This is a genomic window from Gilliamella sp. Pas-s25, assembly GCF_009795885.1.
In the GTDB taxonomy this organism is placed as follows: Bacteria; Pseudomonadota; Gammaproteobacteria; order Enterobacterales; family Orbaceae; genus Gilliamella.
The window spans coordinates 1-16336 of sequence record NZ_WTEV01000011.1 but is presented as its reverse complement, the minus strand read 5'-3'; the positions used below and the strand labels follow the sequence as shown (position 1 = coordinate 16336).

Sequence of the window (16336 nt, the reverse complement as noted above, 5' to 3'; positions counted from 1 at the left end):
TAATGCAGGGTTGTAATTTATATAGTTATTTATAGCTAAGGATAGCAAATACTGCATTTTTTTAAACAAAAAAGAGGTTTTTATATGTCGGATATGCAAGTGAATGATATCGATCCCATTGAAACACAAGATTGGCTCAAAAGTCTTGATTCAATTATTCGCGAAGAAGGTATAGAACGTGCACAATATATTATTGAACAAATAGTCAATAAAGCAAGAGATGGCGGTGTGCCACTACTTTTTGGTTCTTCAACAAGTAATTATGTCAATACTATCCCAGTAGAAGAACAACCGGCTTATCCTGGCGATTGGGAAATAGAACGCCGTATTCGTTCAATTGTTCGCTGGAATGCAATTATGATGGTGCTAAGGGCATCAAAAAAAGATCTGGAACTAGGTGGTCACATGGCATCATTCCAGTCTGCTGCTACATTTTATGAAGTTTGCTTTAACCATTTCTTCCGTGCACGCAACGAAAAAGATGGTGGTGATCTGGTTTATTTCCAAGGGCATATTTCACCAGGTGTTTATTCACGCGCATTTATTGAAGGTCGTTTAACCGAAGAACAACTTGATAATTTCCGCCAAGAAGTACATGGTAAAGGACTACCTTCTTACCCTCATCCTAAATTACTCCCAGAATTTTGGCAATTCCCAACAGTCTCAATGGGGCTTGGTCCTATTAGTGCTATTTATCAAGCACGTTTTTTAAAATATTTAGAAAATCGTGGACTGAAAGATACATCTGAACAAACAGTCTATGCTTTCTTAGGTGATGGTGAGATGGATGAGCCTGAATCAAAAGGTGCAATCACCGTTGCAACGCGTGAAAAATTAGATAATTTGGTATTTGTTATCAACTGTAACTTACAACGATTAGATGGTCCAGTGACCGGTAATGGTAAAATTATTAATGAACTTGAAGGCGTATTTGCTGGCGCAGGCTGGAATGTGATTAAAGTTCTTTGGGGTGATCGTTGGGATAAATTACTACAAAAAGACAAATCAGGTAAATTAATTCGTCTAATGAATGAAACACTTGATGGCGATTATCAAACATTAAAATCAAAAGATGGCGCATATGTACGTGAGCATTTCTTTGGCAAATATCCAGAAACTGCTGAATTAGTTAAAGATATGTCTGATGAAGAAATCTTTAGATTAAATCGTGGTGGTCAAGATCCTGCTAAAATGTTTGCTGCATTCCAACGTGCAAAAGAAACGAAAGATCGCCCAACAGTTATTCTTGCTCACACCATTAAAGGTTATGGTATGGGGGCTGCTGCTGAAGCGAAAAATATTGCTCACCAAGTGAAAAAAATGAATATGGATGGTGTGCGTCATGTACGTGATTTCTTCAATATTCCAGTAACAGATGAAGCGCTTGAAAAATTACCTTATATCAAATTTGAGGAACACACGCCAGAATACAAATATATTCATGAACGTCGTAATGCATTACACGGCTATGTTCCGTCAAGATTAACCAAATTCTCTGGTACAGTTTCTATTCCAGCATTAAGTGAATTCTCATCACTACTTGAAGCACAATCAAAAGAAATCTCAACCACAATTGCGTTTGTTCGTGCACTTAACATTATGCTTAAGGATAAAGAATTAGCACCACGCTTAGTACCAATTTTGGCTGATGAAGCGCGTACTTTTGGTATGGAAGGCTTATTCCGTCAAATTGGGATTTATAACCCACATGGGCAACAATATACGCCACAAGATAAAGAACAAGTTGCTTATTATCGTGAAGACGAAAAAGGTCAAATTTTACAAGAAGGGATTAATGAATGTGGTGCAACGGCTTCATGGTTAGCTGCTGCAACATCATATAGCACCAATGATTTCCCAATGATTCCATTCTACATTTACTATTCTATGTTTGGTTTCCAACGTATTGGCGATTTAATGTGGGCAGCTGGCGATCAGCAAGCACGCGGATTTATGATCGGTGGTACATCTGGTCGTACAACATTAAATGGTGAAGGTTTACAACACCAAGATGGTCACAGCCACATTCAATCATTAACCATACCTAACTGTATCTCATATGATCCTGCTTATGCTTATGAAGTTGCGGTTATTATGCAAGACGGTTTACGTCGTATGTATGGCGAACAAGAAAACGTTTACTACTATATTACAACACTCAATGAAAACTATGCACAACCTGCAATGCCAGAAGGTGCAGAAGAAGGCATTCGTCGTGGTATTTATAAACTTGATACTGTTGAAGGTCAAAAAGGTAAACCGACTGTTCAGTTATTAGGTTCTGGTTCGATTTTACGTCATGTACGTGATGCGGCTGACATCTTAGCTAAAAACTATGGCATTAGTTCTGAAGTTTATAGCGTAACATCATTTACTGAACTTGCTCGTGATGGACAAGACTGTGAACGATACAATATGTTACATCCAAGTGAAACACCAAAAGTGCCTTATGTTGCACAAATTATGAATAACAACCCAGCAGTAGTTTCAACTGATTATATGAAAATTTTTGCTGAGCAAATTCGTGGATTTGTACCTGCTGAAAGTTATCGAGTGCTTGGTACTGACGGCTTTGGTCGCAGTGATAGCCGTGAAAATTTACGCCATCACTTTGAAGTTGATGCATCTTATGTTGTAGTTGCAGCATTGGGTGAACTTGCTAAACGTGGTGATATCGAAGTTAGCGTTGTTGAAGAAGCGATCAAAAAATTCGAAATCAATGCTGATAAACTTAATCCACGAATTGCATAAGAGGTTGTTATAATGAGTATTCAAATTAAATTACCAGATATTGGCGGTGATGAAGTCGAAGTGACCGAAATTCTGGTTAATGTAGGTGACAAAGTTGAAGCTGATCAGTCAATTATGACTGTTGAAGGTGATAAAGCATCAATGGAAATCCCAGCACCACAAGCTGGTATTGTTAAATCTATTTCGGTAAAAATTGGCGATAAAGTCCAAACCGGTGTCGATATTATGGTATTTGATGAACAAGGTGGTGCAGAGCCTGCAGCGCCAGCACCAGAAGCACCAAAAGTTGAAGTCGCACCAACGGCTGCTGCCACAAGTCAGACTGTTGATGTCAATGTACCTGATATCGGTGGCGATGAAGTTGAAGTGACCGAACTTTTAGTAAAAGTTGGCGATACTATATCTGTTGATGACTCGTTAATTACCGTTGAAGGTGATAAAGCGTCAATGGAAGTACCCGCAAGCATTGCTGGCACAGTTAAAAGTATCACAGTAAAAGTGGGTGATAAAGTGAAAACAGGTTCCAAAATTATGGAATTTGAAGTAACAACTAGTGCAGCGCCTGCTACCCAAACAGCGCCAGCAGCTTCAGCACCTGTTGCTGAAAAAGCCGCACCAGCACCTACACCAGTACCTGCTGCCACAAAATCAGCGCCTGTAGCATCAGGCAATGACTTTGTTGAAAATGATGCTTATGCGCATGCAACACCATCAGTGCGCCGTTTAGCGCGTGAATTTGGCGTAAATCTCGCTAAAGTCACCGCGACAGGTCCTAAAAACCGTATTTTACGTGAAGACATTCAAGCGTACGTTAAAAATGCAGTTAAGCAAGTTGAAAGTGGCGCTACAGGTGGTGCATTGCCAGGTTTATTACCATGGCCGAAAGTTGATTTCAGCAAATTTGGTGAAGTTGAAAGCCTACCATTAACTAAAATTCAAAAAGTATCAGGTGCAAATTTACACCGTAACTGGGTCATGATCCCACATGTGACCGAGTTTGATGAAACCGATATTACTGATTTAGAAGCATTCCGTAAGCAACAAAATGCAGAAGCTGATAAGAAGAAGCTCGACCTTAAGATCACACCTTTAGTGTTTATCATGAAAGCGGTAGCTAGCGCATTAGCAGCGTATCCACGCTTTAATAGCTCATTATCTGAAGATGCTCAAACCTTGATTATCAAAAAATACATTAATATTGGTGTTGCTGTTGATACTCCAAATGGTCTTGTTGTACCAGTGTTTAAAGATGTTGATAAAAAAGGCATTGTTGAACTTTCTCGAGAACTTGCGGCAATTTCTAAAAAAGCGCGTGAAGGTAAATTGACTGGTAGCGATATGCAAGGTGGCTGTTTCACTATTTCTAGCCTTGGTGGTATTGGTACAACCTCGTTTACACCAATTGTTAATGCGCCAGAAGTGGGTATTTTAGGTGTATCTCGTTCTAGCATGAAACCAGTTTGGAATGGTAAAGAGTTCACACCACGCTTAATGTTACCTTTATCATTATCCTTTGATCACCGAGTGATTGATGGTGCGGATGGTGCGCGCTTCTTAAGCCATATTGTTAACGTCTTATCCGACTTACGTCGTTTAGTGATGTAATTAAGGAGATCAAATTATGAGTCAAGATGTTAAAACGCAAGTTGTGGTTTTAGGGGCAGGACCAGCGGGTTATTCCGCTGCGTTCCGCGCGGCTGACCTTGGACTAGATGTGACCCTTGTTGAACGTTATTCAACACTTGGTGGTGTCTGTTTAAATGTAGGCTGTATTCCATCAAAAGCATTACTGCATGTTGCAAAAGTAATGGATGAAGCAAAATCATTAACTGAACATGGTATCCATTTTGGTACGCCGAGACTTGAATTAGACAAAGTGCGTGGCTGGAAAGAAAAAGTCATTAGCCAGCTGACTAATGGGCTTGCTGGCATGGCAAAAATGCGCAAAGTCAATGTGATTCAAGGTGAAGCGCAGTTTACTGGTAGTCATACCATGGATGTGACTTCTTCAAAAGGGATCACTAAAATTACCTTTGATAATGCCATTATTGCAGCGGGTTCTCGTCCAATTAAGTTACCTTTTATTCCACATGATGATCCGCGTATTTGGGATTCAACAGATGCCTTAGCGCTAACCACCATTCCTAAAAAATTATTATTAATGGGTGGCGGAATTATTGGGCTTGAAATGGGTACTGTATACCATGCATTAGGTTCAGAAGTGGATGTGGTTGAAATGTTTGACCAAGTGATCCCAGCTGCTGATAAAGATGTGATTAAAGTCTTTACTAAGCAGATCCAAAAGAAATTCACTTTACGACTTGAAACCAAAGTGACCACCGTTGAAGCCAAACATGATGCAATTTACGTCACCATGGAAAAGAAAGACGGCAGCACCGAAACCCATACTTATGATGCGGTATTAGTGGCAATTGGTCGTACGCCAAATGGTAAGTTAATTAGTGCAGAAAAAGCTGGCGTTAACGTCACAGATCGTGGCTTTATCGAAGTGGATAAACAGATGCGCACCAACGTACCACACATTTATGCCATTGGTGATATTGTGGGACAACCAATGCTTGCGCATAAAGGTGTACACGAAGGGCATGTGGCAGCAGAAGTGATTGCTGGTAAAAAACACTTCTTCGATCCAAAAACGATTCCTTCTATTGCCTATACTGAACCTGAAGTAGCTTGGGTGGGCTTAACTGAAAAAGAAGCGAAAGAAAAAGGTATTGATTATGAAGTGTCAATCTTCCCATGGGCTGCATCAGGGCGCGCTATTGCTTCGGATTGTTCAGAAGGGATGACAAAACTCATCTTTAATAAAGCAGATAATCGCTTGCTAGGTGGTGCGGTTGTTGGCGTGAATGGCGGTGAATTACTAGGTGAAATCACTTTAGCTGTTGAAATGGGCTGTGATGCAGAAGATATTGCATTAACTATCCATGCTCACCCAACATTGCATGAATCAATCGGCTTAGCTTCTGAAATTTATGAAGGCTCAGTCACCGATTTACCTAATGCCAAGGCAAAGAAAAAATAGTGACAACAAGTCATTTATTTACTTAATAAAATGCCGTTAGCTCAAACTAACGGCATTTTTATTTGTCTTAAAATAAGCTAATTTATTTTTGTCAAAAACTTTCAGGAAACACTACGTTTCAGTAAAAAATTGAATTAAACGACTAAGTGCAAATCCTAATGAAAACGAGAGATAAATAAGTTATTTATCATGATAACTTCCATAACCGTCAATACGCGAGTATTAATTATTGCTGATAGATATTTTTATAATACTAAAAAGATTAGAATAGTTAGGATTTTATTCAGATGATTTATCGCAGATGAATTTGTCTGCAAGTATATAAAAAAGATTTTTCAGAAAAACAATACCCATTAATAATAAATTGAAAAAATGAGGTTTATATGAATACACAGGAAATACAAACAAAATACGGCATTATTTATACACGCAATGCATTGATATTATCTGACGTTAAATTAGAGTGTTATCCATTCACTTTGATGGTCAATACATCATTATCATTGGCAGGCTGTAAGCCAGAAATCTTAAATGTTCCAGAAGTTAAAGTTACATTTATTTTTAGTGATATTGATAGCTTATCTATTTATCTAATAGATGAATACCCTTATGGAAAATATTCAAAATCTAGTTTTGATTTAGTTGATGAAGTTCATAAAAAAGGCAAGCAACGCGTAATTCTTAGCACTTATGATCATATTTTTGATGTGATTGGCAGATATAAAATTGAATATGATTAATTATAGGAAAATAACTAGTTGTTTACACGTCAATACTAAAATAATTTACTAAAAACTCATAAGGCATTTTTATTTAAAATCGCTTTATGTGGTTTAACCCTATTATAAAAGTAAATAAATTGCTTAAACTTTTGTTGGCAAGCGGTTTTTTGAATGCTTGATTGATACGTTGTTTATTACGCGTTTTAACCCTTAGTGACTACAAATTTAATTACGAAACGGTATAGACTCCTGAATATTTTTTACAAAAATATAACCGAAAAAGCGAACATTTAGCTTGCCGTCTTAATTTATCTTCAAGCGAGCTTTTTTAACGGGATATAAAGGGTTGGATGATTGACCATAAAGCGTATAGCTAAATAGGTGACAGTTATTTTTCTTTATCATATCAGTGCCATATCGCTTGTCTGTGATATGGCGTTAGTTTGTTTTAAAGATGATTAATTTGTGGCTCAACTTTAGCAAAAAAGGTTAATAAATTAGAGACAATTTATAATAAACTCACTAGCCTGCTTATTAATTAAGCTCAATTAAAACAGTTTTCATCAAAATAAATAGATGAACAAGCACAAAACTAAAATGAATTGAAAGGAAAATTATGCGTATAATCATAGCTATTTTTTTTATGTTTTTATTAACTGCTTGCCATATACGTACAGCAGAAGATGCTTATAAAGAAGGAAAATATTTAGAAAGTATCAACCTATTAGGTGACAGCATTGAGGACAAAGGCCCTGCAGAATTAGGAAAACAAGATATACAACGACTGCAAAATATAGTCAGTAATGTCATGCAACATTATGAAACAAGCCTTTTAAACACCAATAACTCGGATTATGCCACACGAATAAAATGCTACGAAAACCTATTAGCCATGAAAATGCGATTAACTGATCGTTTTTATAGCCAAGAAATCAGTTTTTTCGATAACAAATATGACACTACTCAATTACAACAAAATATTGCTAAAGAATACTACAATTATGGCAATTCAATCACTGGTACCGACAGTGAAAGTTATAGAATAAGAGCTGATTTATATGGAAAAGGGCTTGAGCAATACAACTATAAAAATATCGAAAGTTTGTACAAAAATGCCAATACAAAACATATGCAACTTGCGGCTAAAGAGTATTATGACCAAGGCAAAATGTTAGAACGACAAGGTGATTTTAAAGCCGCTGCCGAGGCATTTAATAACGCATCGGCGGTATATCAACCGCTTGGTAAGTACAAAGATAGTGATAAACTTTCTGTTGATAATGATAGAAAATACGCTACTCAACAAGCAGAGATTGCTTATGAACAAGCACAACAACTAGCAAAGACTGCAACGCATCGTTATCAATTTCGTGAAATTGCTAAATATTACGCCTCGGCTGCTGCTACTTATCGTCAATACGGAGCATTTCGCGATGCAGATTCACAAGCAAATAATTATACCAAAAAAGGGAAAATTAAAGTCTATTATAATTCTTTAGAATTAAAATCTTTTGTATTAGATATATTAAGTAAGGACTTTATAGAATTCATTGCTTATCAACCAAGTCAGGCAGATGTCACAATCCGAATTACGACAAACGTTGAATTTGCTGATCTTGGGGAGTCTGTTAACAATGAAACTAAAACCGAACAAGTCTTTGATAAATTTGTTGAAGTGTCTGACGAAAACGGCAATAAAAAGCAAGTTAAAACCTACAAAGATCAGCAATTTAATTTAAAAACAGTGACGCATAGCAATAAATTAACCTTGACCACTGAAATTGATGTTCATGGCGTCTATAGTTACAGTAAAAAATTTGACATTGTTCAAACATCGGCAAAACATGATTATATCTATTCTGGTAATGTGCCCTCTAATTTGCGCAACCACAGTGAAGGAGTGTTGAAAACTAAAGATAGCTTGCTTCAAGCAGCAAAAGAACAGCAATTAACCGAACTAAAATCACGGTTTGACGATATTATTAGAGATCTTTCATATTTATAACTAATTAAAGTTTATATTTAAATTTTTAGAGAAGATAATCTAATCACATCAGTGTGATGCAAAGCAAAATAATATCCCACAAACAACATTATTTTGTTTGTGGGGTTTTTATGTAATAAAGATGATTAACTATTCAAGCCCAAGTACCATTCGTCCATTTTTGGTTGCTACATTAATTACATTATCTAAATCAGTATAACGACATCCGGTCACTAACAATTTAAGCTCTTCCCACATATTGCCAGTTGAGAATGGCAACATATAATCACTAACATTATCTGTACCAATGGCAACAGGAATACCAGCAGCAGCTAGTTCATCAACAGGGGTGAGTGAGTTACGAGTAGGACCTTGTTCTTCACGGCGTGGGCTATCGATCCAAGCAAAAGGGCAGGCAATGACCATCATTTTGGCTTCTTTCATTTTTTTATAGAGTTTTTGGCGATATTCTAAACTGTGGGCTGTGATCGAAATGCTATGAATAGCAACAACGCGACCATGCATACCATGTTCAAGGGTTTTATCGGTAAGCTGTTCCGTTTCGATCTCATCTTGGGAATTAAACTGGTCAACATGTACATGCACCATTTTGCCTAATGATTTACCTGTTTGCATTAGCACATCAAGATGTTTAAGTCCCATCCCTTCGCCATGATCGCGCTCATCACGACGTGGTAAACCGCCAATAATATCAACTAAATCAGCGCCTTTATCGAACCAATAACGCGCCTGTTTATCGATAACGCCTTTGAGTGTTTGATTGACTAATTTTATAGTGATGTCATTTTTATAGGTTTCGCGTGCTCTTAACGCCCCTTTAATTGCTCGTTCTTGAGCGATAGGGTCAATATCAACAAACGATCCCATTGCACTTACGCCTTGCTCAATCATCCGTTCAACCGCCATACTAAAATGGCGATAGTAATCGTCTTCGCTCATTGATGCTTTGACTTTATCTAATGTATCCCATTTTTCAATTAAGGTCTGTTTTTGATAAACATCAAAACTATCAACCGAAATAGTAAAAGCACGATCGGCATGCATATGTGCATTAACCCATCCGCCATTTTGTTTAATTTTATTCATTAAATAGGCTTTTAAACTTTGGTCTCTTGTGGTTAACAACATATTTTTATGTTCAATCATAATGTGCCTCTACAATTTAATCATTTTAAATAAAGTGGATAAAACCGAGCAGAGTAGGCAAAAAAAATCCCCCAAAAAGGAGGATAAAAGTAATATCAATAATTTTATTTAGTAGGATTATTGATTTACAAGTGTTCATTGCGCTTATACCTAATCGATTAAAATTGCAGAAATTCTAACCAAAATATTTTTAATAGCAAGCACTATAATTGATAAAATATATAAATAAATGAAATAGTTAAAGTATTATTTTTTAGATTTTCTACTATATAAAAGCATTTTATAAAAGCTAATTACTGATAAAAATAAGAATTTAAATGATAACTAATTATTTAATAATAATAATTGATTGTCACAAAAATGAGATTATTCATTTCATTATTCTATTTTAGATTCTTCGTCATACTAAGCGTATAGTGTGCTAATCAATTATTTTGAAATAGAGGAGAGTAAATATGAGTCAATTAAATATTGTTGCTACAATCACCGTTAAACCAGAATTTTATGAGGCATTTCAAGCGATATTTAAACGATTAGTCACAGATAGCAGGGCCGAAACAGGTTGTGTACGCTATGAACTTAATCAAAGCATTGATAACCCTAACATCTTTATTGTGATCGAAACATGGGCTTCACAGCAGGCAATTGATTTTCACAATGCAACGCCTCATTTTGTCGAATTTGCCAACTTTGCTAAAGATCACGTTGATGGGTTAGAAATTAATATAGTTAAACAAATCATGTAGCTTAAAAGTTGATTACGATAGTTAGCGACTTAAGGTTAACTATCATGTTTATTAATCAAAGAGTTCGATTTTTACACTTCGTGAATCACTTCGCCCCAAGTCATCAAGCACTAATATTTTGAACGTTCCGCTTTGTGTTGGGATCCAGCTAATTGCCTTTCGGGGATCGGTTTGCCCAATAAAACTATCATTGACAAACCAATAAAGTGTTTTAACATCGCCATCACTATTAGCGGTAAAACTAATTTGTTCATTTTTTTGTTTTGTTGTTCTAAATTGATAAACCACATTTTTGAGTGGTGAAGTTATTTTGGGTGGTTCACCTAAATAATTTTGTGATGAATGGCAATGTTTTGTTGAGGGTGGCACTTTTTTGGGGATACCAGCTTTAGCAAAAATAGCGGCTAAATCGGACGGCCAATATTCAAAAACGGCTAAGTGAGATGTCGTTAAATCATAAGGTGGACAAACCGCTTTGCCCGTTTTATTATCGACCATAACAGGTCTGAAAATAGTATCAGGATTAATGGGGGAAACCCCAGGAATAAACCATGTTTTACCTTTTGCTTTACACCACTGGGTCAGTAAATTGCCACTAGTTAAGCAGATATCAATGCGTTTTAAATTTGGCGGTAATGGGCGATTAGGGGCACGCAAGTTAGGATAATAAGCGTTAATACTATCAACGATATTGAAAAAAAGTGGTGTGGCAGCATCGACACCTACAAAGGCATTATTACCACTACCATCAAAGTTACCAAGCCAAACCACCATCGCATAGTGTCCAAAAGTCCCTGCTGTCCAAGCATCACGAAAGCCCCATGAAGTACCCGTCTTCCAAGCAACAGGCACTACATTTTTTTGCATTTTACTCAGCACATCTTGTGGACGGGTATTTTGTTTTAACATGTCGATAGTCATAAATGCCGCTTGCGGGCTTAACAACTTTTGCGGTTCGGGGAGTGTTTCCGATTCGGTAAATTGCAGTGGTTGCCAGCGTCCCTCATTGGCTAGCATGGCATATAAGCTGACTAATTCTTGCGGGCTCACTTCACCGCCACCCAATACTAAAGACAAGCCATAATGTGCTTCGTCGGCAAGCTTTTGGATATGGGCGTTGACTAAAAATTGGTAAAAAGTGGGATTATTCAATTTTGATGCAACCCATACCGCAGGAATATTACGGCTATGAATTAACGCATCGGTAGCCGAAATAGGGCCACGAAAGTTGCGATCGAAATTTTCGGGTGTATATGAACCAAAATCGGTTGCCACATCCTTTAAAATGGTGCGCGGATGCAAAACACCTTGATCAATGCCAAGAGCATAAATAAACGGTTTAAGTGTAGAGCCGGGCGAACGTTTGGCAAGTGTGCCGTTCACTTGACCTTGAATTGAATTATCAAAATAATTAGCCGACCCGATTAGTGCTTTAACCTTCATTGTTTGAGTATCAACCAAAAGCACGGAGGCATTATTAATGCCTTTCAAACGATTGCGCTCAATAAACGCGTTGACTTGGCGATGGATGATTTTTTGCAGATTGCTGTCTAATGTGGTTTTGACTTCTTGGTTTTGGTCGTGTTGCTGGTGAATAATTTGATTCACAAAATGGGGCGCCACAAAGGGCACTCGTTCTGGTTGACGTAAAACCAACTTTTGCGAAAAAAGCGCCGCAATATGGCTATCAACATGATATTTTTCTTGCCAACGATCAAATAATTGATTTCTTGCTTTAACTAACGCTGTACCTGCAAATCCTGTTTTACGATCAACCCGATAGGTTGGTGATTGCGGTAAAACCACCAGCGTTAATGCTTCGGGCAAATTAACTTGCGCAGGTGGTTTATTAAAGTAAATAAATGATGCCGCGCCAACGCTTTCAATATTGCGTCCAAAAGGCGCATAATTTAAATAAGCCTCTAAAATATCATGCTTGGAATACATCAGTTCTAACTGAATTGCTCTAGCAATTTGATGCAATTTACCGCCAATAGTTCTAGTGTTTAACTGCCAATGCATGCGTGCCAGTTGCATGGTGATTGTGGATGCGCCTTGACGATTTCCTCCAGTCAAATAAGTTGCGCCAAAAGCGCGCATCAAACTAAATGGATTAACACCAATATGATAATAAAACCACTGATCTTCGTGCAGTAACAAACCATTAACAATATCGGGCGAAATATTTTCTAAAGGCGTCCATAAACGATAACGATCATCATTGGCTAATGTCATGCGAATTAGCTGGTTACTGTCATCATAATAGCGCTTTGAAAAACTCAGTGACTCTGAAAGAGGGGAATGTGGATATATACGAATAGTAAAAATTGTAATAAATAACAGCAACAAAGCCATTAATTTATTTTGATGACGAACAATAAACCTGATCATTGAGTTAATAGTCGAAAATGTTAGGTATGTTAGCAAAAGCTGCCACCCATGCATTCACATCGGTGGCGGTTTAACTACATTTTATCAACCGTCTTAATACCTAACATATCAAGACCAATTTTCAGTGTTTTCGCTGTTAAACAAGCCAATTTCAAGCGGCTTTGCATTAAGCTTTCGCTGTCGGCCGTTAAAATTGGGCAGTTTTCATAAAAACTTGAAAACAGCGTTGCAATGTCATAAAGATAAGCACAAAGCACATGCGGCGTACCTTCCCTTGCTACGGTTGAAATTGTTTCGTCAAATTGAATTAAACGAATTGCTAAGGCACGCTCCTTATCGGTTTCTAAATAAATATTACCTGTTAAGCTGTCTTCGGTAATATTCGATTTTTTAAATATTGATAACACTCGGGTATAAGCATATTGTAAATAAGGTGCGGTATTGCCTTCAAATGACAGCATATTATCCCAATCAAAAACATAATCGGTGGTACGATTTTTAGAAAGATCGGCATATTTAACTGCACCAATAGCCACTGCATCGACGATTTCGGCAAGCTCGCTTTCAGTTACGTCAGGATTTTTGCTACGAATTAATGTTGTCGCACGTTCACAAGCTTCATCTAGCAAATCATTTAATTTAACGGTATCGCCAGAACGTGTTTTAAACGGTTTACCGTCTTTACCTAGCATCATGCCAAACATATGGTGCTCAAGTTTTAATGATTCTGGTACATAGTTGGCTTTATGAATAATTGTCCAAACTTGCTCCAAATGCTGATGTTGGCGAGAATCAGTATAATAAAGGATGCGATCAGCGTGTAACGTTTCGTAACGGTATTTTGCGCAAGCAATATCGGTTGTGGCATAAAGATAGCCGCCATCCCGTTTTTGGATGATAACACCCATCGGTTCGCCTTCTTTGTTTTTATATTCATCTAAAAACACAACAATCGCGCCTTCGCTTTCAACGGCAAGCCCTTTTTGTTTTAAATCGGCAACAATACCCGGTAGCATACTGTTATAGATGCTTTCACCCATGGTGTCTTCAAGCGATAACGTAACATTTAAACGTTTATAAGTGGCAATATTTTGCGTCATGGTAATATCAACCAACTTTCGCCACATCTCGCGACAATACTCATCACCGCCTTGCAGTTTTACTACATAGTTACGGGCTTTTTCGGCAAACACTTCGTCTTCGTCATAGTATTTTTTGGCAGCGCGATAGAAAGATTCTAAATCTGAAAGATCCATATCATTGGCATGCTCATTTTGCATTTTTTCAAGATACGCAATTAACATACCAAACTGGGTTCCCCAATCACCAACATGGTTGGCACGAATAACGTTATGCCCTAAAAACGATAAAACGCGAACACTGGCATCACCAATGATGGTTGATCGCAAATGCCCGACATGCATCTCTTTGGCGACATTAGGCGCTGAATAGTCAACCACAACTGTTTGCGGTTTTGCCGGCAAAGTAATATTAAGTTTATCACTGTTTAAAGCAATTTCATTTTGCTCAGCAATCCAGCTATTTTTTAAAAAGATATTGATAAAACCAGGACCGGCAATTTCAACTTTTTCAGCGATATCATTAATATCGAGATGTTGTAAAACCGCCTGAGCAAGATCCCGAGGGAGCATTCCGAGTTTTTTGGCAACAGCCATAATGCCATTCGCTTGGTAATCACCAAATTGTGCTTTAGCTGATTGCTTAATTAGAGCATCGCAGTTTTTATCTGCACCCGCCATAATCATCGCTTGCGAAACACGTTGCGTTAATAATTGTTGAATATTCACACTAAACCTAATCGATTATAATAAAATGTCCAATATAATACCGACAAACTGACAAATTGTCACTGATTGCATAAAAGGGGAGAATGGTTTTTTATAAAAAAGAATGTAAAAAATTTGAAGTAAAATTGCGTCGCTAGCTCAATCTTTTTGCGGATGTTTTCTATTTTGCCCCAAAATCCATTTCAAATTAGCTACCTTTCAAGCGTGATAATCGGCGTAATAATAAAATCATCTAAACACAAAATACCCGAAACAAAAATAGCTTCCTAAAACAAAAATAATTTTCATATTCAAACGCATAGTTATCTGAAAGTTTTTGACAAGGTTTGCAAAACTTTTCACTAAAAGCTCAATGAAGATTACCATTAATTGTGTTTAACAAATCCTTACAAAATTTTCAGACCAAAGAGTTGTACATAATTTTTTAACGATACTGTACGCTTGCATCTTATGGCCATAATTTTTCAATCGCAGGCGCTAATGGAATTATATTTTGATTTAGATATAGGCAGGGTAGTTAGTTAACTTGGACGTCAGTCACTTATAAAGGTATAACGGCCATCAGTAGTTCTAGTGTAGGGGGTTATTCTATCTGGTCTAAAAGCAACCGATGTTCAAAAGTAAACTAACACATCAAGTCTAATGAATAAACTAACCTTACCTTATCGCAAACTTTTACCAAAAAAGCCCAAAAAAACTAGACAAGCTTTTTTAAAACGGTTATATTTTAATTGTTTTAAAAATCAGCTTATTTAATAAGCAAATAAACATAAAAAATCGAAATAAAACATAAATTTACTTGACAGGTGAACCGTAATGCATTATCATTTTAGACACCAGACACCAGACACCAGCACTGGCAAACCTATGTCTTAAATTTATCAAATAGACACATTAGACAAGTTTTAGCATTTACCTCATTTACCTCATTTACCTCATTTACCTCATTTACCTCATTTACCTCATTTATATCTTCGAAGTTATCCCTCAAACTATTATCAAAATTATCTCCAAAAGTCCCGTTGACGTTGGCGATATTATTATTGTCGTCTTCATGGAATTCACCAGCGTTAATTGGTCAATATGGTCGAGTTGGAAATCGCAGTGATGCCATAATACTGCCGCCATCACAATGGGGGGAAGTGAAATTTGTAAGGCCAAATTCGTGCCCTGGTAATTGCAACGGCGACGACAGCAGCAACACACGTTATTTAAGTCCTGATATGGAGTACAAAAAAGGATTTTTGGTTAAATCAACCAACCCAGCAACATATTCGCTTAATTTTCCAACCACAGGTGCCGATAAACTTTATTTTGATTTGTACATAGAGGGAATAGGTGTAGACGAATTGATATGGGAGCCCGTTTCGCATGAAGGGATAACCGCCAGCATGGAATTGATAAAGCGGGGTGATTTTCGCCGATGGGTGTATCACTGGAGTGAACGGGAAATTCTAGATAATAATGATGTCACATTAATACGCGTTACATTAACAGGTCCAGATGGTTTTTCTCAACGGCATAATCCCTATCCAAGTCGAATTACCGTGCCAAGGTTACCGCAGACTTTTGAGCTAGTGGGTAAAGATAGTTATGGTAATGCGATAATAAAATATGGATTTGTATTGCAGAAATGAAAAGGTGGGGCTTCGAAGATTGACATACAAGTTATTTTTATCATTAAAACTTAAAATGTCCAAAATCTAATTGAAGTCCCAATC

Annotated in this window: 10 protein-coding genes; 7 read left to right on the top strand and 3 right to left on the bottom strand. The window is 37.2% G+C overall.

The window, feature by feature from the left end; translation table 11 throughout:
• Positions 1 to 84: 84 nt before the first annotated feature.
• The 5 genes from aceE to GQ593_RS06750 all read left to right on the top strand — a co-directional run bounded on the left by aceE (position 85) and on the right by GQ593_RS06750 (position 8524).
• Positions 85 to 2751: a pyruvate dehydrogenase (acetyl-transferring), homodimeric type gene (gene aceE / locus GQ593_RS06770; protein WP_160431357.1), complete on the top strand. Its 2667-nt coding sequence runs from the start codon at positions 85 to 87 to the stop codon at positions 2749 to 2751.
• Positions 2752 to 2763: 12 nt separating this feature from the next.
• Positions 2764 to 4356: a pyruvate dehydrogenase complex dihydrolipoyllysine-residue acetyltransferase gene (gene aceF / locus GQ593_RS06765; RefSeq protein WP_160431356.1), complete on the top strand. Its 1593-nt coding sequence runs from the start codon at positions 2764 to 2766 to the stop codon at positions 4354 to 4356.
• A gap of 16 nt (positions 4357 to 4372) precedes the next feature.
• Positions 4373 to 5797, top strand: a complete 1425-nt coding sequence (gene lpdA / locus GQ593_RS06760; RefSeq protein WP_160431355.1) for a dihydrolipoyl dehydrogenase — start codon at positions 4373 to 4375, stop codon at positions 5795 to 5797.
• A 383-nt stretch (positions 5798 to 6180) separates the two neighbouring features.
• Positions 6181 to 6537 (top strand): hypothetical protein, encoded by a 357-nt coding sequence (locus GQ593_RS06755; protein WP_160431354.1) that lies wholly within the window; start codon positions 6181 to 6183, stop codon positions 6535 to 6537.
• A 598-nt stretch (positions 6538 to 7135) separates the two neighbouring features.
• On the top strand, positions 7136 to 8524 hold the full coding sequence (locus GQ593_RS06750) for a hypothetical protein (protein WP_160431353.1): 1389 nt from the start codon (positions 7136 to 7138) through the stop codon (positions 8522 to 8524).
• Between the two features lie 129 nt (positions 8525 to 8653).
• Here the strand turns inward: GQ593_RS06750 and GQ593_RS06745 are convergent, their stop codons facing one another.
• On the bottom strand, positions 8654 to 9670 hold the full coding sequence (locus GQ593_RS06745; RefSeq protein WP_202115400.1) for an amidohydrolase family protein: 1017 nt from the start codon (positions 9668 to 9670) through the stop codon (positions 8654 to 8656).
• 455 nt (positions 9671 to 10125) lie between these two features.
• Here GQ593_RS06745 and GQ593_RS06740 point away from each other — a divergent pair, with 455 nt between their 5' ends.
• A complete protein-coding gene (locus tag GQ593_RS06740; RefSeq protein ID WP_160431352.1) occupies positions 10126 to 10416 on the top strand; it encodes a putative quinol monooxygenase in 291 nt (96 codons plus the stop codon).
• 51 nt (positions 10417 to 10467) lie between these two features.
• Here the strand turns inward: GQ593_RS06740 and pbpC are convergent, their stop codons facing one another.
• Together pbpC and argS are read right to left on the bottom strand one after the other, a co-directional pair.
• Positions 10468 to 12807, bottom strand: a complete 2340-nt coding sequence (gene pbpC, locus GQ593_RS06735) for a penicillin-binding protein 1C (RefSeq protein WP_160431399.1) — start codon at positions 12805 to 12807, stop codon at positions 10468 to 10470.
• A 74-nt stretch (positions 12808 to 12881) separates the two neighbouring features.
• Positions 12882 to 14615 (bottom strand): arginine--tRNA ligase, encoded by a 1734-nt coding sequence (gene argS, locus GQ593_RS06730; protein ID WP_160431351.1) that lies wholly within the window; start codon positions 14613 to 14615, stop codon positions 12882 to 12884.
• Between the two features lie 1043 nt (positions 14616 to 15658).
• Between argS and GQ593_RS06725 the strand changes: the two genes are divergently transcribed.
• Positions 15659 to 16252 (top strand): hypothetical protein, encoded by a 594-nt coding sequence (locus GQ593_RS06725; protein WP_160431350.1) that lies wholly within the window; start codon positions 15659 to 15661, stop codon positions 16250 to 16252.
• The last annotated feature ends 84 nt before the right edge of the window (positions 16253 to 16336 follow it).

What these genes read in the sequence shown, in the direction of transcription:
- aceF (WP_160431356.1), top strand. Translation starts at nt 2,764, where the DNA reads ATGAGTATTCAAATTAAATTACCAGATATTGGCGGTGATGAAGTCGAA.
- pbpC (WP_160431399.1), bottom strand. Translation starts at nt 12,807, where the DNA reads ATGATCAGGTTTATTGTTCGTCATCAAAATAAATTAATGGCTTTGTTG.
- GQ593_RS06740 (WP_160431352.1), top strand. Translation starts at nt 10,126, where the DNA reads ATGAGTCAATTAAATATTGTTGCTACAATCACCGTTAAACCAGAATTT.
- GQ593_RS06755 (WP_160431354.1), top strand. Translation starts at nt 6,181, where the DNA reads ATGAATACACAGGAAATACAAACAAAATACGGCATTATTTATACACGC.
- lpdA (WP_160431355.1), top strand. Translation starts at nt 4,373, where the DNA reads ATGAGTCAAGATGTTAAAACGCAAGTTGTGGTTTTAGGGGCAGGACCA.
- GQ593_RS06750 (WP_160431353.1), top strand. Translation starts at nt 7,136, where the DNA reads ATGCGTATAATCATAGCTATTTTTTTTATGTTTTTATTAACTGCTTGC.
- aceE (WP_160431357.1), top strand. Translation starts at nt 85, where the DNA reads ATGTCGGATATGCAAGTGAATGATATCGATCCCATTGAAACACAAGAT.
- GQ593_RS06745 (WP_202115400.1), bottom strand. Translation starts at nt 9,670, where the DNA reads ATGATTGAACATAAAAATATGTTGTTAACCACAAGAGACCAAAGTTTA.